The following is a 23550-nucleotide window of genomic DNA, read 5'->3' as shown; positions in this document are numbered from 1 at the left end:
GAGATCACGGCATAAGCCGTAAAGCCATTGCGCAGGGAAGGCCGGGTGTTCTCCGCTGCCCTGTATGCTCGTGTGCACCTTGTTTTGTGCAAACCGCACACGAGACCGCGGGTGCAGCGCGCACCCGGTCTTCCCTGCGCCCTCTATTTGAAGAGGGCGGGAAGTTTCTGGCAAAGCTCGGGCACTCAGGGCCGCGAGATCGGGGATTCACGTCCTCCACCCTTTATCCGGAAAATGTCCTTGAAGCCCAAATCGGCCCGCACCAGGAAATCTACATGATGATCCTGTTTGGCATCATCAACTACACTTACACCTGGTACGATCCCAAGGGCGGGCCACAGGAATTCGCGGATATAGCGGTCGAATTATTCCTGCACGGGTTGTGTCCGGAGTTTCGAGCCATTCAAATTTTGAAACGCAGGCGATAGCTTGATGGCGATCACATGAGGGCGTATCGATTGTCCGGCGCTGACGTCGGTCGCGCAGGGTGCGTTTCTCTGAGCACATTGTGGCCTGCGCGGCTGCCCGCCACGGCGCAAACGAGGAAAGAGGATGCGAGCAGTCATGCAATCAGACACGGATAGCGAATCTGCCAGCGTCGAGATGCATCGGTCCATCATGATCGCCTTCTGCGATGTCCTTCGCACCACCCAGTTGCCGCCGATGACGGTAATGAGTCTCGCTGCGTCCGCTCTCGGTGCCGTCTACAAGGAAGTCGCCGATCAGCATCGTTGTGATGGGGGTTGCACCTGCGGATGGAAACCGAATCTCCGTGCGGATGTCGCAGCTTTGCAGGCGGCGCTAGCCTCAAAAATTCAAGCCGCCGCGTCGGCTGATCTGCGCGTCATGCAGGCAGTCGGACGCGCATGAGTCTCGATGTGCGATCCGGCCGACCTGTGCTTAGCGATTGGACGTCTACGCTGGTCCCGCGGTCTGCTCCGAGAATCTTATGTTCACGGCCGGTGATGGTTAGCGTCGACGAGGCCGGATTGAAGGCGTGCCCCAAGCCTGTGCTCGCCGGTATGCTTGCGTCGCGCGCCAAAATGGCAAATGACGGCATCGAGGCTTTCGCCGGGCATTCGCAACCTGCGCCCATGCTCGGCCAGCCAGACCTCGATCGTTGCGATCGACGCCTTCCCAAGCCCGGGTATTTGCGAGAGCTCCTGCTTTGTGTGCAACGATAGTATTTCCGGCAGGAAAGCAGCGCGATCGACCGTGTGCCGTACCACCAACGGTGCGTACGGCGCATTTTCCGTCAACTGAATGATCCGATCCGGCAAAACTGATTCAGGTTTAACGGTCGTGCTCTTTGTCTTGGCCATATGAGACAGACTCACCTTTGACATCACGGGCAGGCTGAATTGGATCGCTTCTAAGTCTGCTCGCAAAAAAGCGCGGTTGCGTCAAATCTCGCGGCTCATTCATGCGTGTGCCTCGCAGGAGTGGTTTGGAACATTTCTAACGGTGACAGGACGTTCGGCTTGTTGCTCCAATGACTGGCTTTTTAAGCAAGGCTAGCGAGGAGGTCGGACCGTTTTCGAAGGTAGTTTCAAATTGTTCTAACCTTGGTTCGATGCAAAATTTTGATCGATTCAAGATCGGCATCGTCAGATGCGATCGTCCTGATGTGAGTGGCAACGATCGGGTTCCTGTCCTTGCGACTCGTTCCTGGTGTTATGTGATGTCATGATCAACGCCCGAAACCGGGGCTTATTGAGCTGAACGTGATGAGCATGAGCATGTTTTTGGCTGAGCGGGAATTGACGGAACTGATTGCGTGGCGGCACGAGCTCCACAGCAAGCCTGAATTGTCAGTGCAGGAAGAGAAGACCGCGCAAGCAGTGCAGGCGCTTCTCCATGCAACTGGCGCCGATAAGGTCGTCACGGGACTTGGCGGGCACGGCCTGCTCGGGATCTACCAGGGAGATGCGCCTGGCCCGACGATCATGCTTCGCGCCGAGCTGGATGGATTGCCGATTCAGGAGATCTCGGCCCTGCCGTATCGGTCGTCGGTCCCGGGAAAAGCGCATCTTTGCGGTCACGACGGCCACATGACGATTTTGGCGGCGGTGGCGCGCGGCTTGGGCCGTCAACGCCCGCAACGAGGGCGGGCCGTACTGCTGTTCCAGCCGGCGGAAGAGGATGGGTCTGGCGCCGCTGCCGTCCTCGCCGACGAGAAATTTGAGCAGGTGCAGCCCGATTTTGTGTTCTCGTTGCACAATCTGCCGGGACTTCCCCTCGGGCAAGTCTCGATCGCCGAAGGGCTGGTCAACTGCGCTTCTCGCGGTATGCAGATCAAACTGTCCGGGCGAACCTCGCATGCGTCGAGCCCCGAACTCGGTGTTTCACCGCAAGCCGCAATCGCCAGACTATTGGGCGAGATCGGCGCGCTCGGTCGGGGCGGGGCGCTCGACGAAGATTTCTCAATGGTGACGGTCACCCATGCGAGGTTGGGTGAACCGGCGTTCGGCATCTCGCCCGGTCAAGCCGAGGTCTGGGCGACACTCAGGACGCTGACCGATTCGAAAATGGACGCCCTTCGCGCGCAGGCCGAAAGCCTGGTCCGGGACGTCGCGGCAAGCGAAGGACTGAAGGCGGAAATTTCCTATCGCGACGTGTTCAATCATTGCATCAATGACGCGGAGGCCGTCGTCCATCTCCGGAATGCGCTGGATGCAGAAGGCGTGCAATATTCCGGGCAGGGGCTGCCGATGCGGGGGTCGGAGGATTTTGGACGTTTCAACTACCGGTCAAAGGCCGCGATGTTTTTCCTGGGGGCGGGCACGCGGCATCCCGGCCTGCATCAGCCGGACTATGATTTTCCGGACGAGTTGATTGAAATCGGCTCGCGGGTCTTCATCCGTGCGTTACGTAATTTGTTGGGATGAGATGATGAGACGACGTCCGACTGTTTCATTCGACTTCGCGCGCAGCTTGCAAGTTTAGAACGGTTAAAAAATCTCAGTGCGATTGTTTAGAACGACTCGAAAATATTCGGTGTTGCTCGATCGCCACTGATGCAATCCGTTGTGCGCACGTAGCATTACCTTAGATAGCTTCTACTCGCTGTTTCCACTCGCGAAGATAGAACGGCCTCAAGGACCTGCTTATGGGCTTTGGGGTGGAAGTATGACGTATAAGATTGCGGCCAGAAATGTTGTGCGCGCTGTTTCGTTGGGCGCGGTAAGTTATCTTGCTCTTTCTCTCGATTTTGCCAGTGGTCAGAAAGCGTTCGCGCAGAGCTTGCCGCCTGTCACAGTGGATGCCCCGACTCAGCAGCAGCGAGCGCGGCCCGCGGCACGGAGAACGCAACCGTCCACGTCGCGCGTGCAACGCCGCGTCGCCGCGCCGGCGCCTCGCCGCGTCGAACCGGTTCCGTATCTGACACCTTCGACCGGAGCTCTCGGTGCACCTCCAGCCCCCTATGCGGGCGGGCAGGTGGCGACGGGATCGCAACTCGGATTTTTGGGCAATCGCGGCGTCATGAACACGCCGTTCAACCAGACCAGCTATACCGCGCAGACGATACAGAACCAGCAGGCGCGCACTGTCGGCGACGTCCTGCTCAACGATCCCTCGGTCCGGATGAAGACGCCGAGCGGCAACGGCATCGACGGCGCCTATATTCGCGGTTTCTACTACGACAGCGGCGACTATTCCATGAACGGCCTCTATGGGATGGCGCCGTTCTATTCAACGTCGGCGAATTACCTTGAGCGTGTCGAGGTTCTGAAGGGGCCGGGCGTACTGCTCAACGGCATGCCGCCCGCAGGAGCCGTCGGAGGAAGCATCAACCTGGTGACGAAGAGCGCTCCCGACTACGACATCACGCAGCTGACAACCAGATACATATCCAAGTCTCAAGTCGGAGCGCTGGTCGATGTGGCGCGGCGCTACGGCGAAAACAAGGAGTTCGGAATCAGATTCAATGGCGGCGGAGGAGGCGGACAGACCGCGTTCGACCGGCAGACCGACCAGGTCGGCAATGCCGTGCTCAATATGGATTACCGTGGCGAGCGTGTGCGCTTCTCCACGGATCTCGGTTATCAGGCCGAAAATCTGAACCCGCCGCTGCGGTTCCTGACGTTCACTACCAGCCCTCCGTTTGCGACCACCATTCGGGTTCCAGCATTACCAAAGCCCGGCACCAATTACATGCCGGATTGGGCGACATGGAAGCCCAGGGATGCGTTCGCGATGGCGCGCGGTGAAGTCGACCTGACCGAGTCGGTCACCGCATATGGCGCAATTGGCTATCACAAGAGCGAGATCGACTACATCTATCCGTCGCCGCGCATCACGGCCGCCAACGGCGCCTGGACGGCCGCACCCTTCAATGGACGCGATGTCTATGACAATTATGCGGGCGAGGTCGGGGTTCGCGCTTCGGTCGACACCGGTCCCGTGAACCACCTCGTGACGGTAAACTACTCCGCCTTCGAGCGCGACTACAGCTCGTTCGGCAGGGCGGGCGCAGCGGTCAATTCAAACCTGTATAACCCGGTCGCGATCCCGTACCCGAACTTCACTACCGTCGCGCAGAACCTGGAAAGCCAGACCAAGCTCTCCAGCGTCGGCATCGCCGATACGATGTCGATGTTCAACAACAGGCTTCAGTTCATCGTTGGGGCCAGGCGGCAGACGGCGGGCGCGAACAGTCTAAACCGCCTAACAGGCATCCCATCAAGCGTTGAAGTTCCGACCTGGAGTCCCGGCTATGCAGTCATTGTGAAGCCGCTGGAAAACATCGCGCTGTACGCCAACTACATCGAAGGACTTAAGGCGCCGGAAGTCGTCGTTGGATCCCAGACTTACTCGAACGTCGGCGATATCCTCCCGCCCGCTCAGACCAAGCAGATGGAGGCCGGCGTCAAGATCGATATGGGCCGCATCACCGCCACGGCGAGCGTGTTCGATATCACCAGCCCGAACGCGATAGCGCTTCCCGTTCCGGGGCGCCTACCTGCCAGGCAATTGTCCGGCGAGCAACGCAATCGCGGCATGGAGCTCTATGTCTTCGGTGAAGTGACGCCCGCTATCCGCGTGCTGGGTGGCGTGACCTTGATCGACGGCGAAGTGGTCAGGCAATCGACCTCGGTCGGAGCATTTATCTTCAACTATAATGGCAAAAGACCGGTCGGTGTGTCGGCGGTCAATATCAATTTCGGCACCGAATGGGACACACCCTTCCTGAACGGGCTCACGCTGACGAGTCGGGTCATCTATACCAGCGAGAGTTTCGCCAACGATGCGAATACGCAGGAGTTGCCGGCATGGACGCGGGTTGACCTTGGTGCGCGCTACACGTTCCTGTCTCCCTGGAACGGCAAGCCGATCGTCATTCGAGCCAATGTCGAGAACGTCTTCAACGAGGCGTACTGGAACTCCTATCGCACGGTGAGCAGCGCCGTATCCCTCGGGGCTCCGCGTACCTATCTCCTGTCAACGACGTTCAACTTCTGAACGCTGCGCCGCTCTCATCGCCGACAACAAGTGCCGTCGCGGACCTCATCCGCGGCGGCATTTTCCTGTTGGGATGTTGCGCCATTCGCATTCGGCAGAGTTGATGACAATGTGATGAAGAAAATCCGGAGTTGGTGCGCTTTTATCAAGAACGAAGAATGTTCCAGGTTGGACGATTAGAATTCGACAAAATACGGACCACTCTGCAAATCAGTCAGTTGCCACGAGCGCTCCATCGCTGCGCGGAGGTTGTATTTTTCGCCAACGCGCCACTTTGGAGCTATTAAAAACTGGGCCGCCGATATTGCTTTGACCATCATTTGCTTCTGACCTAGTCAGACGCCGTTGCTTCGTTTTTCTGAAAGGTGCCGGCCATGATGGTTTTTGACAGAGACGACGTCACCTTCACCGTCGTCATCAATCACGAAGAGCAATATTCGATCTGGCCGACGTTCAAGGACATTCCGAACGGCTGGACGGTAGTCGGCAAGACCGGCACCAAGAAGGAATGCCTCGACCACATCGAGCAGGTGTGGACCGACATGCGTCCGCTGTCGCTGCGCAAGTTCATGGACGAAGCGGCTCCTTCGCCGAAATCGACTTAGCAAACGGAGCCCGTCTTCCGATGCGGCTTTTTTGTCTGCCTTACTCCGGCGGCAGCGCCATGTTCTATGCACGGTGGCGCAGGCTGCTGCCGGCGTGGATCGACGTCCGGCCGGTCGAGTGGCCCGGACGCGGCGCGCGCATGGACGAGCCATTGGCGACGGATCCCCGCGCACTCGCCTCGCAACTGGCCGCGGAGATCCATGCCCGGCTTGATGGTCCTTATGCGTTGTTCGGGCACAGCCTCGGCGCGCTGATTGGGTTTGAGGTCACCCACAGTCTGCTCGATCGCGGCGCACCGGCGCCGACCATTTTCTTCGGATCGGGCACGGAGGCGCCGGCCGTTCGGGACGGCAGCAAGTGGCGCCTGCCGCTGAGTGACGAAGCGCTGCTGAGGGAGCTGCGCAATCTTCAGGGTACGCCCGATGAAGCACTGGCGAACTCCGAACTGATGCGATCGGCGTTACCGGTGCTGCGCGCCGATTTCCTGATGTGTGGCGCCTACACCTATCGGCCACGGCGTCCTTTGCCGTGTCCCGTCCACATCTTCGGCGGCATCGACGACGAGACCAGCCGCACATCGCTGGAAGCCTGGCAGCAGGAGACCTCAGGCGAATTCGCGCTCGACATGCTGCCGGGGCATCACTTCTTCATTCACACGCAGCAAGCCGAACTGCTCGACCTGGTCGGATCGGCCCTGGCCCGGCAATCGGGACGGTCGATTGGTTCGCATTGGAGCAAGGATCATGAGCGCATTCTCCGTCCAGCCACTCGTTGAGGGCAAGAGCCTTCCGTTGTTGCTGAAGGCCGACGAGGCCGGGCAGCCGCTCGGCGCGGCGCTTCCGATGCTGCGCGATACCGTCGACCGGCATTTGACCGATTGCGGCGGCATCGTCTTTCGTGACTTCTCCCTCGATGGCCCGGACGCGTTTCGGGCTTTCGCGGCCGATTTCGGCCACCCGCTGCTCAGCTACGAGTTCGGATCGACGCCGCGCTCGCAGGTCACTTCCGGCGTCTACACGTCCACCGAATACCCGCCGCACCAGCATATTCCGCTGCATAACGAGCAGGCCTATACAAGGGATTGGCCGATGAAGATCTGGTTCTATTGCATGCAGCCGGCACAAGAGGGCGGCGAGACGCCGATCGCCGACAGCCGCGCGATCCATCGCGCCATGCCGTCAGCCATTCGGGAGCGTTTCGCCGAAAAGGGCGTGATGTATGTCCGCAATTACGGCAACGGGCTCGATGTCGACTGGCAGCAGGTGTTCGGCACCGAGTCCAGGTCGGAGGTTGAGGCCTATTGCGCCCGCCATGACATCGACTGTGAATGGAAGCAAGACGGCGAGCTGCGGACGCGTCAGATCTGCCAGGGCACGGCGCGTCACCCCGTAACGGGCGACTGGGTCTGGTTCAATCAGGCGCATTTGTTTCACGTCTCGAATCTCGAGCCGGAGGTGCGTGAGAGCTTGCTCGACGTCGTCGGCGACGAGGTCGAACTGCCGCGCAACGTGTTCTACGGCGACGGGACGCCAATCGACGACGAGACGCTGACCACCGTGCGCAACGTGCTGGAGGCGCATAAGATCAGCTTCCCCTGGCAGGCCGGCGATGTCGTCATGCTCGACAACATGCTCACCGCCCATGCGCGCGCGCCGTTCAAGGGGCCGCGCAAGGTGATCGTCGCCATGGCCGAAGCGCATCGGCAGAGCTGATCGTCCCTTGCTGCCCACGAGGCGAGGATTTCCGGACTGGATCTCGAGACAATGTATCAAGACAATCTCGTCGAACGTCTACGCGGCCACGCGGCGTTGCGTCCGGATCGGGTGGCGTTGCGCTTTCTCGAAGGGGATGATGTCGCCGGCGAATTGACTTTCGCCGCCCTCGATACAAGGATTCGCGCCGTCGCGTCCCGATTGCAACAATTGGGCTGCGCGGGCGAGCGGGCAGTCATCCTCCTGCCCAGCGGGCTCGACTATGCCGTGGCATTCTATGCCTGTCTGTATGCGGGTGCGATCGCCGTTCCGGCGTATCCGCCTGAAGGTGCTGCCGATCGCTATGCAGGTCGCCTCAACGGCATTCTGCGCGACGCGACGCCGCGCTTCATTCTGACGGAAACGAATCTGCGTGATGTCGTGGAAGCGGCGCTCCCCGACCCGACCAATGTCTGGATTATCGAGGTTGATGCGATTTCGTCTGAACTCGCTGCGGAATGGCGAGAGACAAGTCCAGCAGCGAATGCTGTCGCTTTCCTGCAATACACGTCGGGGTCAACGTCGCAACCGAAGGGGGTTTGCGTCTCGCACGCCAATTTAACGGCTAACGAGAAGGCCATCCAGGCCGTCGTAGCAGGAACGCTTGACGACGTATTCGTCAGCTGGCTGCCGTTCTATCACGACATGGGGCTGATCGGTGGATTGCTGAATCCACTGTTCACCGGCTTTACAGCTGTCTTGATGTCGCCGCGCAATTTTCTCGAGCGGCCGCGACGCTGGCTTGAGGCTATCGATCGTCACGGCGGAACGTTGAGTGGTGGGCCTGATTTCGCGTACGCGCTGTGTGCCGATCGCGTTGCCGATGAAACGATCGGACGGCTCGACCTGGGCCGTTGGAGATTCGCATTCTCCGGCTCCGAGTTTGTCCGCAAGACCACGCTTCAGAGATTCGGCGAGCGATTTGAGCGGGCCGGCTTCGATCGACGCGCGTTGACCGCCTGCTACGGTCTGGCTGAGGCGACGCTGCTGGTGACGGCAGGCAACCCAGCGACCAAAGCCGTCAGCTATACGCTCGATACAGAGGCACTCGCGGCAGGTCGCATTGCGACCGCCGATGAAGGCACCGATCTCGTAGCCTGCGGTCAAACGGTCGGTGATCACGTCACGCGCATCATGCGCACGGATGGATCGGCGGTCACAGAGGCCGACGAGGTCGGCGAGATCTGGGTCGCCGGTCCCAGCATAGCGCTCGGATACTGGAATAATCCGGAAGCCACGTCCAAGGCATTCGTCGAGCGGGATGGCACGCGCTGGCTGCGCACCGGAGATCTCGGCTTCATTCGAGACGGCACTCTGGTCGTCACCGGCCGCCTCAAGGATCTCCTGATCGTTCGCGGTCAGAACGTCTATCCGACGGACGTCGAGCAGGCGGTGGAGGCCGACGTCGAGTTGGTTCGCAGCGGCCGGGTGGCTGCTTTTGCGGTCGAGATCGACGGAAGGGAAAGCATTGGTGTCGCGGCCGAGTTCAGCCGTGTCGTTCTCAAGCGCAGCGATCCCGAGGCTCTTGCTCAGGCCATCGGCGAGGCTGTGCTTCGACAGGCTCAGGAATATCCGGCTGTCATCATCCTGTTGAATCCGCAGGGGATGCCACTGACGACCAGCGGGAAGCTGCAGCGTTCGGCCTGCAGCGCGCGTTGGGCCGACAACACGCTCGACAGTTTCATGGTCTTCGAAAGAGGGCGTCGTCGCGATGGCACCATATTGACGGCGCCGGCGGGCGATACCGAGCATGCCCTGGCGTCGATCTGGCGCGACGCGCTCGGTCTGCAGGCGGTCCACCGGGAAGACGATTTCTTCGTATTGGGCGGAAACTCGATCACGGCCGGACAGACAGCCGCTGCGATCCGCGAACGTTTCGGCGTAGAGCTGGAATTGCGCAGCTTCTTCGACGCGCCGACGCTCGCAGCCTTCGCAGAGCGGATCGATACTCTGGTGGGTGAAGGCGCGGGGCGGGCTCTCCCTCCGATCCAGCGGGCGGCGCCGGCAAGCCGCAGGATCTTGTCCCATGCCCAGGAACGGCTGTGGTTTCTCTGGAACATGGACCCGGGCGGAACGGCCTACACGGTTGCCAGCACGGTCCGTTTGAAAGGAAAGCTCGATCATGCCGCCTTGTCGCGGGCGATCGCGGAAATCGTTCAGCGCCATGAGGTCTTGCGCACCACGTTCGTCGCGCAGGAAGGCCGCGCAAGACAGGTAGTTCACGAGTCCGTGAGTGTTGGCATCCGGCACGAGGATCTCCGTTCATATCCCGCGGGCGACCGCGCCGAACATGCCGCGGGGATCGGTCAATCCGAACTCGCCAAACCGTTCGATCTCGTCAATGGACCGCTGTTGCGGGCGGCTCTGTTGCAGCTCGCAGACGACGCGCACGAGTTGTTGCTGCTTGCCCATCATATTGTCGTCGATGGCTGGTCGCTCGACGTGATGCTCCAGGAGTTGGCTGGACTTTATCGCAGCTTCATCCAGAAGGACGTCGGTCCACCGCCAGTGCCGATGATTCAGTATGCGGATTTCGCAGGCTGGCAACGTGATTGGCTTGCGGGAGGTGAGGCGGACCGGCAGCTGGCTTATTGGCGCTCAAAGCTGGGTAACACGCACCCGGTGCTCGGCCTGCCCCATGACCGGCCGCGGCTGGCGGCGCAAAGCCATGGCGGAGATACGATCGGCCTTGCGATCGACGGCGCGCTGGCCTCCCGGCTCCGCGAGATCGCGGGAAAACATCGCGCGAGCGTCTTCATGCTGCTGCTCGCGGCGTATCAGGCGCTGCTGTACCGTTATACGGGCCAGAGCGATCTGCGCGTCGGCGTGCCCGTCGCGGGACGCCGCCACGCACAACTCGAACGTTTGATCGGTTGCTTCGTCAATACGCTGGTGCTGCGTTCCGAGATCGTCGATGGAGCGACGTTCCCGAACCTGCTCCAACAGGTCAAGGGAGCGGTAATCGACGCGCTCTCCCATCAGGATCTTCCGTTCGAGATGCTGGTCGACGGCCTGCGGCCCGAACGCAGCGGCGGTCACAACCCGCTGTTCCAGGCGAAGTTCAACTATATGAAGGCGCCCGGCGGATTTGAGGGCGTCGAAGGGCTGGTCGCCGAGATCGACATCCTGGACCTCGCGGGCTCGCACTTCGATGTCGCACTTGATATCGTCGATGGTGCCAATGGCATGAAGGCGACCTTCAACTACGCCACCGATCTCTTCGACGCTGCGACGATCTCGCGGCTGGCGACACAGTTCGGCTCGCTGCTCCGCCAGATCGCGGAAGACGCAGAACGCCTTGTGTCGGAATTCGTCATCGACGATGCGAACCGGCAGGTGGTGCCAAGCCAGATTGCTGCGTTCCGGTTCATCGATGTGATCAGTCTTTATCGCGCGTCGACAGCCGATCGGCAGACCGCGGTTGCCGTCCAATGCGGCAGCGAGAGATTGACTTTCGCGGACCTCGAGCGGAAGTCGGAGGGTATCGCGCGCATGCTCGTTGCAGAGGGCGTGACACGGGAAACGCCTGTTGGGCTCTGGATCGAGCGCTCGCCGGCCTTCGTGGCGGCGCTGCTCGGCGTGCTCAAGGCCGGCGGAGCCTATGTGCCGTTTGATCCGAAATGGCCGGTGGAACGGGTACGAGGCATCCTGGCGGATGGCGGGATCGAGATCGTGTTGGCAGCCGGTGAGAAGCGGGCCGTGGCGCTTACGCTCGATTGCCTCGTGCTCGAGGCGGACGCCGAGGCGAGCTCTGAAGAGTTGCCGAGCGCGCTTCCGGATCGTGCGATCCATCCGGCGCAGACCGCGTATGTGATTTACACGTCCGGTTCGACAGGGACCCCCAAAGGGGTGGCGGTTTCGCACGGTGCGCTGGCCAATTATGTCCAGGCCCTGCTGCAACGCGTGCAGCCGTCGCCGAGTGCAAGCATGGCGATGGTTTCTACCGTCGCGGCCGATCTCGGTCACACCGTGCTGTTCGGTGCGCTTGCCTCCGGGGCGATGCTGAATCTATTGGTTCCGGAAGCCATCCTCGATGCGGAGTTGTTTGCGACGGCGATGCGGGATGGCCAGGTCGGCATCCTCAAGATCGTGCCCAGTCATCTGCGCGGCCTGTTGCAGGCGTCACGCTCGGCCGATCTCTTGCCCCGCGATGTCCTGATTCTCGGCGGTGAGGCTTGCGACGCCAGTCTGTTGAGCGAAATCCGTCAATTGCGGCCGCAATGCCGAATTCTCAATCACTATGGCCCGACGGAAACGACGGTCGGTGCGGTTACCCATGAGTGCGAGCCTGCACACGATGCAGGTCCGGTTCCGATTGGCTTGCCGCTCGCCAATCTGCGCGCCTATGTGCTGGACGACGCGCTGAACGAGGTGCCGATCGGTGTCACCGGTGAACTCTATATCGGAGGTGCCGGGCTGGCGCGGGGCTATCTGAGTCAGCCGGGCCTCACCGCCGAACGCTTTGTCCCGAATCCGTTCGGATCGGCCGGAGAGCGGCTCTACCGGACCGGGGACCTGGTTCGCTGCGATCAGGCGGGGCGATTGATATTCCTCGGCCGTGGGGACGATCAGATCAAGTTGCGTGGCTATCGCATCGAGCTTGACGAGGTGGCGCGCGTGGTCAAGGCGTTGCAGGAGATCGACGACGCGGTGGTGATTGCCCGCGCCATCGGGGCAGACGCCGAACGACAGGAACTGGTCGCGTACGGCGTGCCTCGGGCCGGCACGGCGCCGACGGCGGAGGCGATCAAGCAGCAGCTGGCTGCCGTCGTGCCGGAATACATGGTGCCGTCGCGCGTCGTGTTGCTGGACCGCCTGCCGCTCACGCCAAACGGCAAGGTGGACCGCAAGGCGCTGCCGGAGCCGGATCAAGACACTGATGTCGCGAACTACGCAGCGCCCGAAGGAGAGACCGAAGAGGCGATCGCCGCGATCTGGCGCGAGGTGCTCGGCCGGGAACAGATTGGCCGTAACGACAATTTCTTTGAACTCGGCGGCGATTCGATTCTCAGCCTGCAAATCATCGCGCGGCTGCGCAAGCGCGGCATTCGCCTGACGCCGAAACAGGTCTTTGGACAGCAAACCGTGGCGCGACTGGCAAAAGTCGCCGTCATCGCGGCGGTGCCTGCCACAGCGAAAGATAAGACGAGGACGGAGACCATCGTCGAGAGCGATTGGGTAGTCGGCGCGCATGGCCTGCTGCCGATCCAGACCCGCTTCTTCGATGAGGATTCCGGCAACCGCAATCATTGGAACCAGGCGGTGCTGCTGGTCCCGCAGTCGCGCGTCGACTGGGAGGTGCTGCGACGTGCGCTTGCAGCGGTCGTGGATCACCACGATGCATTGCGTTTACGCTTCGAACAGGTCGACGGCAAATGGCGAGCAGAATATGCCGCAGCGCCGGCGCCGTCCGAATTGCTGTGGGTCCACACTGATGTCGGTGATGCCGCAGAGGTAACGGCGGTTGCTTCCGCCGCGCAGGTGAGCCTGTCGTTGTCATCGGGCCCTTTGTTGCGCGCGGCAGCCATGGATCTTGCCGATGGCAGTCAACGACTGCTCATCGCGGTTCATCATCTGGCGGTTGACGGCGTGTCGTGGCGGGTTTTGCTCGAAGACCTTGCCGCAGCTTACGAGCAGCTGAAGCAGGGCGCTGTCGCGATTTCGCTGCCGCCGAAGAGCGAATCCTTTGCATCGTGGGGAGAGCGGCTGCACGCCTATGCGACTGCCCCGGAGCTTGCCGATGAACTGCCGTTCTGGCTCGCGAGCGGAGCGGATACAATTCTGCCATGCGACAACGATCATGGTGGTCCGGACCTCGTCGGGGACGGGGAAGAGGTGTCGTTGGTCCTCGATACGGAATTGACGTCGAGGCTGCTGCAGGAAGCGCCGTCCGCCTATCGGACGCAGGTCAACGATCTGTTGCTGGCGAGCTTGGTGCGCGCCGTCTCGCGCTGGGGCGGGCCCGAAGATTTGACGATCGAACTCGAGGGTCATGGCCGTGAGGATGTATTTCCCGGAGCCGATGTTTCCCGCACGGTGGGCTGGTTCACGACAGCTTTCCCTGTGCGGTTCAATTGTGGATCGAGCGACGACGCCTCACTGATCAAATCGGTCAAGGAAGAACTCCGCGCCGTCCCGAACCGTGGAATTGGCTACGGCGTGTTGCGCTATCTCGGTTCCGAGGAGCAACGCCACGCTTTGGGTCGCCTGGCGGAGCCGCAGATTGTGTTCAACTATCTCGGCCGGTTCGACGGTAGCGTGGGTGCCTCCTCGCTCTTTGACTTCGCACCGGAGAGTTCAGGCGCGTCACGAAGTGAATCCGCTCGTCTCAGGGGCTGGCTGAACGTCACGGGGCAGGTGCGTGAGGGACGTCTGCTTCTATCTTTTGGATATGGACGCAAACGCTATCGGCGGGAGACGGTCGAGCGGCTGGCGCACATGTACGAGACCGCCCTGCGCGAACTGGTGATGCATTGCTGCAGCGGCGCGTCCGCTCTCACGCCATCCGACGTTGCGTTGTCCGGCCTGAATCAAGCCGATCTCGACCGGCTGGGCACGACGCTGGACCTGCGCGGCGTCGAGGACATCTATCCGCTTTCGCCGATGCAGCAGGGCATGCTGTTCCACGCACTCCGGGATGGTGTTGACGATGTCTATGTAAACCAGGTCGGGATCGAAGTGTTTGGCTTCGATGCCGGCAAACTCAAAGCGGCGTGGCAGGCGGTGAGTGACCGCCACGCGGCGCTGCGCACGGGCTTCGTTTGGGAGCAGCTGTCGGGCGCGGCGCAACAAGTCGTGCACCATCAAGTGGCGGTGCCCTTTGTCGAGGAGGATTGGCGCGATCGGGCGGTGGCGCTGGAGCGCAGCGGCCGGCTCGAAATCGCGCTGGCCGACGCGTCACGCCGGGAGCGCGAAAGCGGTTTTGATATCTCCCGCCCCCCGCTGCAGCGGGTGCGTTTGATCCGGCTCGATGACGCCAGGCACTGGCTGATCTGGACCCATCATCACATCTTTATCGACGGCTGGAGCTCGGCGAGACTGGTTGCGGAGGTGCTGCAGCACATGAGCGGCGGCGCGCTGCCGACGGTGCAGGGCAACTATCGCGACTACATCTCGTGGCTGCAGGGCAGGGATCATGCAGCGGCAGCCAGGTTCTGGCGTGGTGCGCTGGGAAAGCTTGATACGCCGACCTTGCTGGCGAATGCACTGCCATCGAACGGCATGGTGCCGGAGGCCGCAGGTCATGCCAGCATCGCGCTCGCGGTAAGCGCCGAGCTGACCGAACGGCTGAAGTCATTTGCGAAGCGGGAACGGGTGACGCTCAACACGCTCCTTCAGGGTGCGTGGGCGCAACTGTTGCGGCGGCATTCGCGGCAAGGCGCAATCTCGTTCGGGGTGACCGTATCGGGCCGTCCGGCGGAACTGGCAGGCTCCGAGGAGATGGTCGGCCTGTTCATCAACACGCTGCCGATCGTCGACGCACCAAGCCCGGAAGCCAGCGTCGGCGATTGGCTGCGTCAGTTGCAGGAGCAGAACCTGGTCTTGCGCGAGCATGGCTGGACGCCGCTATACGAGATCCAGCGACTGGCCGGTCATGCCGGGCAGACCCTGTTCGACAGCATCCTGGTGTTCGAAAACTATCCGATCGACGAGGCGTTGCGGAAGACCGGCGAGGACGGTCCTCGTCTCGGACGCGTGGAGCACGTCACGCCCACGAACTATGCGCTGGCGGTTGCCGTGTTCGCCGGAGCGGATGCGCTCAATCTGGAGCTCAACTACGACCGGGCCCGTTTCGACGGCGCCGGCATCCAGCGTCTACGAGACGGCTTATACGGATTGCTGGAGCAGGTTGTGGCCGATGCCGGGCGGCCGGTGGGTGATATCGGATTGCCCGACAACGATGAAGCAAGGCGGCTGCTGGACTGGAGCGGCGCCGCGAACTTGGCGGCATCGCGGCCGTCCCATATCGGCGTCGTCGCGCAGATCGAGGCGCGGGCCGCGCAGGCGCATTCGGCGGTTGCGCTGGTGTGGGGCGAGACGTCGGTCAGCTATGGTGAATTGAACGCCCGGGCGAACCGGCTGGCGCGACGGCTTCGCCGGTGGGGCATTAGTCCGGATCGCCTGGTCGGCCTGGCGCTGGCGCGCAGCCCGGACATGATGGTCGCGCTGCTGGCTGTCTTGAAGGCCGGCGGCGCCTATCTTCCGCTCGATCCGGACTATCCGGACGATCGCCTCGCCCACATGCTGCGTGACAGTGCGACCAAGTTGGTATTGACGGAAAGCGCGCCGCTCAAGCGTCTTGCGCCAGTGCTCCGCGACACCGGGGTCGAGGCCTTGCGTCTGGACGAGCCGCAGCAGTGGCGCGCCGGTGACGATGCGAGCAACCTCGATGTCGAAATCCATCCGGACAGCCTGGCCTATGTGATCTACACCTCGGGCTCGACGGGAACACCGAAGGGAGTAGCGGTCTCGCACGGGCCGCTCGCCATGCATTGCGAGGCGATCGGCCGGCTGTACGGCATGAACGCCGGCGACCGGGAATTCCAGTCGGCTTCAATCAATTTCGACATTGCCCACGAAAGGTGGCTGGTGCCGCTGATGACAGGCGGGTCGCTCGTCCTGCCGTCCAGGCCAGGTCTGCTGATCGACGACCTGGTCGGCGAAATCGAGCGTCATTCGGTCACGGTACTCTTCCTGCCTCCGGCCTATGCCGACCAGTTGAGTGAAGCGTTGCGGCATAGCGGCCGACGCCTTTCGCTGAGAGTCTGCATCGTGGGCGGCGAGGCCTGGTCGGATACGGGAATCAAAACGTTTCGTCGGGCAGTCAATGTCGGTCTTCTGATCAACGCCTATGGTCCAACCGAGACGGTGATCGCGCCGACGGCATGGACTGTCGACGAGGCTGCGTTGACGCCGGGTCAATACGCGCCAATCGGACGGCCCGTTGGTCTCCGGTCCGCCTACATTCTCGACGCTGAACTCAACATGGTCGCAGCCGGCGTAACGGGCGAGTTGTTCATCGGTGGTGTGGGGCTGGCGCGGGGGTATCTGAAACGCGGCGCACTGACGGCGGAACGGTTTATTCCGGATCCGTTCGGCGGCGACGGCGGGCGTCTCTACCGGACCGGTGATCTGGCGCGGTGGCGGGCTGACGGCGTGATCGAATATGTCGGACGCGCGGACCATCAAGTGAAGATCCGCGGCTTCCGGATCGAGTTGGGCGAGATCGAATCGCGCCTGCTGGAGCAGCGCGGCGTGCGTGCCGCGGTCGTCGTGACGCGCGAGGCGAGGGCGGGACGTCAGCTGATCGCCTACGCAAGTGGCGAGCAGACGCTCGACGGCCGGGCGCTGCGCGAGGCGTTGTCGGCGATGCTGCCGGACTACATGGTTCCCGCGACGATCATGGTGCTGGAGCAACTGCCGCTTACCCCGAATGGCAAGATCGACCGGAAGGCGTTGCCCCCGTCAGACGAGGATGCTGCCTCCCTTCGTGTCTATTCGGCGCCCGAGGACGAAATCGAGATCGCGCTGGCGAAGATCTGGAGCGAGTTGCTGGGCGTCGAGCGGATTGGACGCAATGACCATTTCTTCGAGCTCGGCGGACACTCATTGCTTGCGGTGCGGCTGCTCAGCCGGGTGTCGCAGGATCTCGGCGTGTCGATCCAGATTTCGGATCTGTTCGTTCATCCGGAACTCGCCCAGTTCGCCCGGATCGTTTCGATCAGGCTGATCGAACGCGAGTTCGATGCAAAAGAACTTCACGATCTGATCGCATCGGGACTGTGACAATGGCGGATTCATTGAAACCCGATTTGCGGGAGCTGGATGCAGAAGGGTTGAGAAAACTCCTGGCGTTGGCCAAGGACCGGAGCCGGAACGCCAACAGGGGCGAACCCGTCGCGATACCGGCGGTGCCACGCGACGGGCCTTTGGCATTGTCCTTTGCGCAACAGCGGCTTTGGCTGCTGGCGCAGCTCGAGGGCAGCAGCACCAACTATCACATTCGCGGCGCGTTGCGCCTTGTGGGCGATCTCGACGTCATCGCCTGGCGTCGCAGTCTGGACCAGCTGTTTGCGCGTCACGAATCCCTGCGAAGCATTTTTCGCGTTGTCGACGGACAGCCCAGCGTCGAGCTGCTGCCTGCCGGCCAGGGCGTGCCTTTGCTCGTACATGATTTACGGGCCGATCCGGCGCGCGAGCAGGTGCTTGTGCGGCTGAGCCGCGATGAGGCGAATACGTCCTTCGATCTCTCCCAGGGGCCGTTGATCCGCGGTCGCCTCATCCGGACCGCGGAGAGCGAATATCTGTTCCTGCTAACCCAGCATCATATCGTTTCCGACGGCTGGTCCATTGCTGTGCTCGTGCGCGAGCTGGGCGCCTTGTATCGCGCCTTCATGGCCGGCGAGGGCGATCCACTGCCGGCGCTGCCGATTCAGTATCCGGACTATGCCGCCTGGCAACGGCAGTGGCTGACGGGTGAGCGATTGCAGCGGCAGGTCGATCACTGGCGGCAGGCGCTGGCGGGCGCTCCGGCACTGCTCGAGCTACCGACCGATCGGCCGCGGCAACCGAACAAGTCTATCGCCGGCGCGTCCTTGCCGATCGAGATCGACGCAGGGCTCGCGCATGGCATCAAACGGCTAAGCCAGTCTCATCGCACGACCGCATTCATGACGGTGCTGGCGGCATGGGCGGCCGTGCTGTCGAGGCTGTCAGGTCAGAACGATGTCGTGATCGGAACGCCGACTGCCAACCGCAACCGGCGTGAAATCGAGGGTCTGGTCGGCTTCTTCGTCAACATGCTGGCGCTTCGCGTCGATCTGTCGGGCGAACCTGACGTGGCGGAGCTACTGAGCCGCGTGCGCGGTGCGGCGCTGGCGGCCCAGGACCATCAGGATTTGCCGTTCGAGCAACTCGTCGAAATCATTCAGCCGCCGCGGCGTCTGGATCATGCCCCGGTGTTTCAGGTCGTGTTCGCCTGGCAGAATAACGAATCGGCAAAGTTCGAACTGCCGGGCCTGAAAGCCGAGATCACGGATACTGCTCTGAGCGAGATCAAGTTCGATCTTGAACTCAACCTGAGTGAGGCCGACGGCCGCATCATCGGGGCCCTGAATTACGCGACGGCACTGTTTGACGAGGCAACCGTCGAGCGTCACCGGGACTATCTGCTTGCCATGCTTCGAGCCATGGTCGCCGATGCGGGTCAGGTCGTTGGCCGAATCGATGTGATGGGTGCCGAAGAGCGCGAACTCGTGCTGGAGTCCTGGAACCAGACCGCTACGCCGTACCCGTCCGAACATTGCATCCACGAATTGTTCGCAGAGCAGGTCTGGAAGGCACCCGATGCCATTGCGCTGGCACATGAGGATATTCGCCTGAGTTACAGCGAACTGGATGCAAGGGCCAACCAGCTCGCGCACTATCTGATCGAGCGGGGCGCGGGTCCGGACCAGCCGATCGCAATCTGCCTGGAACGCGGCATCGCCATGGTCGTCAGCCTGCTGGCCGTACTCAAGGCAGGCGGCGCCTATCTGCCGCTGGATCCCGCCTATCCGGTCGAACGGCTGCGGCAGATCGTCGAGGACGCAAAGCCAAAATTATTGATTTGCGACGATGCCGGGCGCTCGGCGCTCGCGAATACGGCGTGCGAGATCGTTGATCTGGAAGCGGGGGCGTCTGTTATCGCCGGGTTGGCGAAGTCAAATCCGGAGGTCGTGGGCCTGACATCGCGTCATCTCGCCTACATTATCTATACGTCGGGTTCTACCGGCACGCCCAAAGGCGTGATGGTCGAGCATCGCGGCGCGGTGAACCTGGCACGTGCCCAACGGGCGCTGTTTGAAGTTTCCTCGCGCAGCCGCGTCGTTCAGTTCGCTTCCTTCAGCTTTGACGCCAGCACCTGGGAAGTCGTCATGGCCCTGTGCTCCGGGGCCGAATTGTTTCTGCTCGGCCCGCGAGAGCATCGCAACGCGGCGGAACTGCTGGACTATCTGGCACACAACGGCATTACACACGCAACCCTGCCGCCCGCCTTACTGCAGGGGCGCACGGACCTTGATCGTCTGGCATCACTTCGGGTGCTTGTCCTCGCCGGTGAACTACCCAGGGCCGAGCTGATCAAGGGCGTTCCTTCGGGCGTGGCCGCTTTCAACGGCTACGGTCCCACGGAGACAACCGTCTGCGCCACAACCTGGCTGCGGCCGATGGACTTCGAAGGCGGCGTCATCCCGATCGGTCGCCCGCTTCCCAACACGCGGATTTACCTGCTGGATGGATTCGGCGCGCCGGTTCCGCTCGGGGCGATCGGCGAGATCTATGTCAGCGGAGCAGGGGTCGCGCGGGGGTATCTCAATCGTGCCGATCTGACGGCGGAACGCTTCGTATTCGATCCCTTCAGCGGTGACGCAGAGGCGCGGATGTATCGCACCGGCGATCTCGGCCGCTATTTGCCGGATGGCAATATCGAGTTCCTCGGCCGCAATGACCATCAGGTCAAGATCCGTGGCTTCCGCATTGAATTAGGCGAAATCGAGTTCCGGCTGAACGGGCACCCCGGTGTTGCTGATGCGGTGGTGCTGGCGCGCCACGATCATGGCGGCGACCAGCGGCTGGTCGCCTATGTGGTGCCGGCATCACGGGTTGACGACAGCGGCGAGTTTGCGGCTGCATTGCGCGGGCACCTCCGTGCCTGCCTGCCGGAATATATGGTGCCGTCGGCTTTCGTGCGCCTGAACGCGTTGCCGCTCACGCCGAACGGCAAGGTCGATCGAAAGGCGCTGCCGTCGCCCGAGGACGATGCCTTCGTGCGCCGCGACTATGAAGCGCCGCTAGGCGAACGCGAAGAAATCGTTGCGAAGGCCTGGACCGAACTGCTTGGCGTCGAGCGCATTGGGCGCAACGATCATTTCTTTGAACTCGGCGGTCACTCGCTGCTCGCAGTCCGCATGCTGGAGCGATTGCAGCGGCATTCGCTCAGCGCGCCCGTGCGCACGCTGTTCGCCAGGCCGGTGATGGCTGATTTCGCCGCGAGCCTCGATGGCGGCGGCGTGGCCGACGTGCCGGCCAACGTGATCCCGGTGCAGGCGACGGCGATCACGTCCGACATGTTGCCGCTGATCGCGTTGGAGCAATCGGACATCGACCGCATCGCGGCGAACGTTCCCGGTGGCGTTGCCAACATCCAGGACATCTACGGATTATCGCCGCTGCAGGACGGCATAATGTTTCACCATCTGCTGGCAGCGGAGGGCGACCCTTATCTGCTGGTCGGGCAGATGGCGTTTGCAAACCGCGATTTGCTCGACCGCTATCTCGTAGCCGTTCGGCAGGTGATCGATCGTCACGACATTCTCCGCACCTCCATTGCATGGGAGGGCTTGTCCACGCCGGCGCAGGTGGTATGGCGACAGGCTCTCTTGATTGTCACCGAGGTCGAACTGGACTCCCAAAGCCCGGCGCACGAACAGCTTGCGCAGCGTTTTGATCCGCGGCGGAGCAGGATCGATCTTGGCCAGGCGCCGCTGTTGCGCTTTGCGGTGGCCCGCGATCCCGGCAAGGAGCGCTGGCTGCTGCTGGTGCTGCTGCATCACCTGATCGGCGATCATTCCACGCTGGAAGTGATGCATGACGAAGTTCGGCAGATATTGGCCGGGCGTGGTCATGAGTTGCCGGCTCCGTATCCGTTCCGAAATCTCGTGGCTCAGACGCGGGGAGCGGAAGCTACGGCCGGGCATGAGCGCTTTTTCCGCGGCATGCTGTCGGATGTCGATGAACCGACCACGCCGTTTGGTTTGGACAGGGTGCACGGCGACGGCCGTGGCGTGTCGGAAGCCCGGCGAACGCTGTCGCAATCGCTCAACGGACGGCTGCGGGTTCAGGCGCGGCGTCTGGGCGTGAGTCTAGCCAGTCTCTGCCATCTCGCCTGGGGCCAGGTGGTGGCGCGGAGCAGCGGACGCGAGCGCGTCGTGTTCGGCACGGTGTTGTTTGGCCGCATGCATGCCGGCGCCGGTGGTGATCGCACCATGGGATTATTCATCAACACATTGCCGCTGCGGCTCGACCTCGATGGCACCGCGGTCGAAGACAGCGTTCGCCGTGCGCACGCCCGGCTCACCGAACTGATGGCGCATGAGCATGCCTCGCTGGCGCTTGCCCAAAGATGCAGCAAGGTTGCGGCGCCGGCCCCCTTGTTCAGTTCGATCCTGAACTACCGCCATAACGCCATGCCGGCCGACTCATGCGTGGGTGAGTCCGCCGTGGGCGTGGACGGAATCGAGTGGCTCGGCGGCGAAGAGCGCACCAACTATCCCTTGATGCTGTCCGTCGAGGATTACGGTCAGGCACTGGGTCTGACGGCGCAAGTGATCCATCCGCTGTCGCCCGAACGCGTCTGTGCGTTGATGCAGCATGCGCTCGAGCAACTGGCCGATAATCTGGAGCGACGGCCGCAGTTTCCCGTCCGGCAACTCGACATTTTGCCGCCTGAGGAGCGCGAACTCCTGCTCGATACGTGGAATCGGGCGGACGCCGGGTATCCGCGAGACCGTTGCCTTCACGCCCAGTTCGAAGAGCAGGTGCGCCGGTCCCCGGATTCGATCGCGCTGGTGTATGGCGATGCGGCGCTGAGCTATGGCGAGCTGAACAAGCGAGCCAACAGACTGGCTCGAGGCTTGCGGGATTACGGCGTCGGGACGGACGTCGTGGTCGGTCTGGCGCTGGAGCGCGGCGTCGCGATGATGGTGGCGTTGCTGGCGGTGCTGAAGGCCGGCGGGACGTATCTGCCGCTCGATCCGGATTATCCGGCGGAGCGGCTTTTCCACATGCTGCGCGACAGCGGCGCAGGACTGGTGCTGACGCAGACGTCGCTGCTGGAGCAGTTTGCCCCGGTGCTGAAGGAGACCGGCGCCGAAGCGTGGCTGCTCGATGAGGCGGATAGAGGCGGGGATCATGGCGCTGGTAATCTCGACGTCGCCATCCACCCCGAGAGTCTGGCCTATGTGATCTACACGTCGGGTTCGACCGGCCTGCCCAAGGGCGTGATGGTCCGCCACGACGCAGTGACGAATTTTTTGGCGACGATGGCGGAACAGCCGGGGATGACGCCGCAGGACCGCGTGCTCGGCCTGACCTCGCTGTCGTTCGACATTGCGGTGCTGGAATTGTGGTTGCCGCTCACGCTGGGCGCCCGCGTCGTGCTGGCGGATCGCGCCGCCGCGCATGATCCGGGCCAGCTCAAGACGATGGTAGCCGCGCAAGGCGTGACGATGATCCAGGCGACGCCGTCGACCTGGCGGATGCTGCTCGATCACGATGGGCCACAGCTTCCGGCAACCTGCCGGGTGCTGTGCGGCGGCGAGGCGCTGCCGCCGGACCTTTCGCGGCGGCTGGTGGCGCAGGCCGGCGAGCTCTGGAACCTGTACGGTCCGACCGAAACCACGGTGTGGTCAGCCCGTCATCGCCTCGACGCGCAAGACGACCGCCCGATGCTGGGCGGTCCGATCGGCAACACCACGCTGCGCATCCTGGACAATGATCTCAATCTTGCGCCGGTCGGGGTTGCCGGTGAGCTCTATATCGGCGGCGAGGGATTGGCGCGCGGCTATTGGCAGCGCGGCGCGCTGACGGCGGAACGTTTTATTCCCGATCCGTTTGGCCCTGCCGGTGCACGGCTGTACCGCACCGGCGATGTGGCGCGGTGGCGATCCGACGGTGTGATCGAATATATCGG

At 62.4% G+C, this 23550-nt stretch carries 9 protein-coding genes and 1 pseudogene; 9 read left to right on the top strand and 1 reads right to left on the bottom strand.

The annotated features are described in order from the left end of the window. Both JQ609_RS34140 and JQ609_RS34135 read left to right on the top strand, forming a co-directional pair. Window positions 1-428: pseudogene (locus tag JQ609_RS34140) on the top strand (hypothetical protein); the annotation flags it as partial. A gap of 136 nt (window positions 429-564) precedes the next feature. Next, the gene (locus JQ609_RS34135) at window positions 565-870 is read left to right on the top strand and encodes a hypothetical protein (protein WP_212276972.1); all 306 of its coding nucleotides are present in this window, start codon (window positions 565-567) and stop codon (window positions 868-870) included. 83 nt (window positions 871-953) lie between these two features. On the opposite strand, the gene JQ609_RS34130 is transcribed toward JQ609_RS34135, so the two are convergent. Continuing rightward, window positions 954-1322: a hypothetical protein gene (locus JQ609_RS34130; protein WP_212276971.1), complete on the bottom strand. Its 369-nt coding sequence runs from the start codon at window positions 1320-1322 to the stop codon at window positions 954-956. Between the two features lie 417 nt (window positions 1323-1739). Between JQ609_RS34130 and JQ609_RS34125 the strand changes: the two genes are divergently transcribed. From JQ609_RS34125 to JQ609_RS34095, 7 genes are all read left to right on the top strand, one after another. Next, window positions 1740-2888 carry an amidohydrolase gene (locus tag JQ609_RS34125; protein WP_212276975.1) on the top strand — a complete coding sequence of 383 codons (1149 nt, stop codon included), beginning with the start codon at window positions 1740-1742 and terminating at the stop codon, window positions 2886-2888. Window positions 2889-3027: 139 nt separating this feature from the next. After that, window positions 3028-5463, top strand: coding sequence for a TonB-dependent siderophore receptor (locus JQ609_RS34120; RefSeq protein WP_312014931.1), 2436 nt, complete (start codon window positions 3028-3030; stop codon window positions 5461-5463). Window positions 5464-5837: 374 nt separating this feature from the next. Next, window positions 5838-6068, top strand: a complete 231-nt coding sequence (locus tag JQ609_RS34115) for an MbtH family protein (RefSeq protein ID WP_212276970.1) — start codon at window positions 5838-5840, stop codon at window positions 6066-6068. Window positions 6069-6088: 20 nt separating this feature from the next. After that, window positions 6089-6844, top strand: a complete 756-nt coding sequence (locus JQ609_RS34110) for a thioesterase II family protein (protein WP_212276969.1) — start codon at window positions 6089-6091, stop codon at window positions 6842-6844. Then, window positions 6813-7781 (top strand): TauD/TfdA family dioxygenase, encoded by a 969-nt coding sequence (locus tag JQ609_RS34105; RefSeq protein ID WP_212276967.1) that lies wholly within the window; start codon window positions 6813-6815, stop codon window positions 7779-7781. The genes JQ609_RS34110 and JQ609_RS34105 overlap by 32 nt, the downstream gene beginning before the upstream one ends. Before the next feature lie 51 nt (window positions 7782-7832). Further along, complete coding sequence (locus JQ609_RS34100) at window positions 7833-17606, top strand: non-ribosomal peptide synthetase (RefSeq protein WP_212276965.1); 9774 nt, start codon at window positions 7833-7835, stop codon at window positions 17604-17606. A 2-nt stretch (window positions 17607-17608) separates the two neighbouring features. Next, window positions 17609-23550, top strand: a 5942-nt coding sequence (locus JQ609_RS34095; RefSeq protein ID WP_212276963.1) for a non-ribosomal peptide synthetase, incomplete at its 3' end; no start/stop codon positions are given.

Source organism: Bradyrhizobium sp. AUGA SZCCT0169 (assembly GCF_018130085.1).
Lineage (GTDB): Bacteria > Pseudomonadota > Alphaproteobacteria > Rhizobiales > Xanthobacteraceae > Bradyrhizobium.
This window is presented reverse-complemented; position numbering and strand designations above follow the sequence as displayed.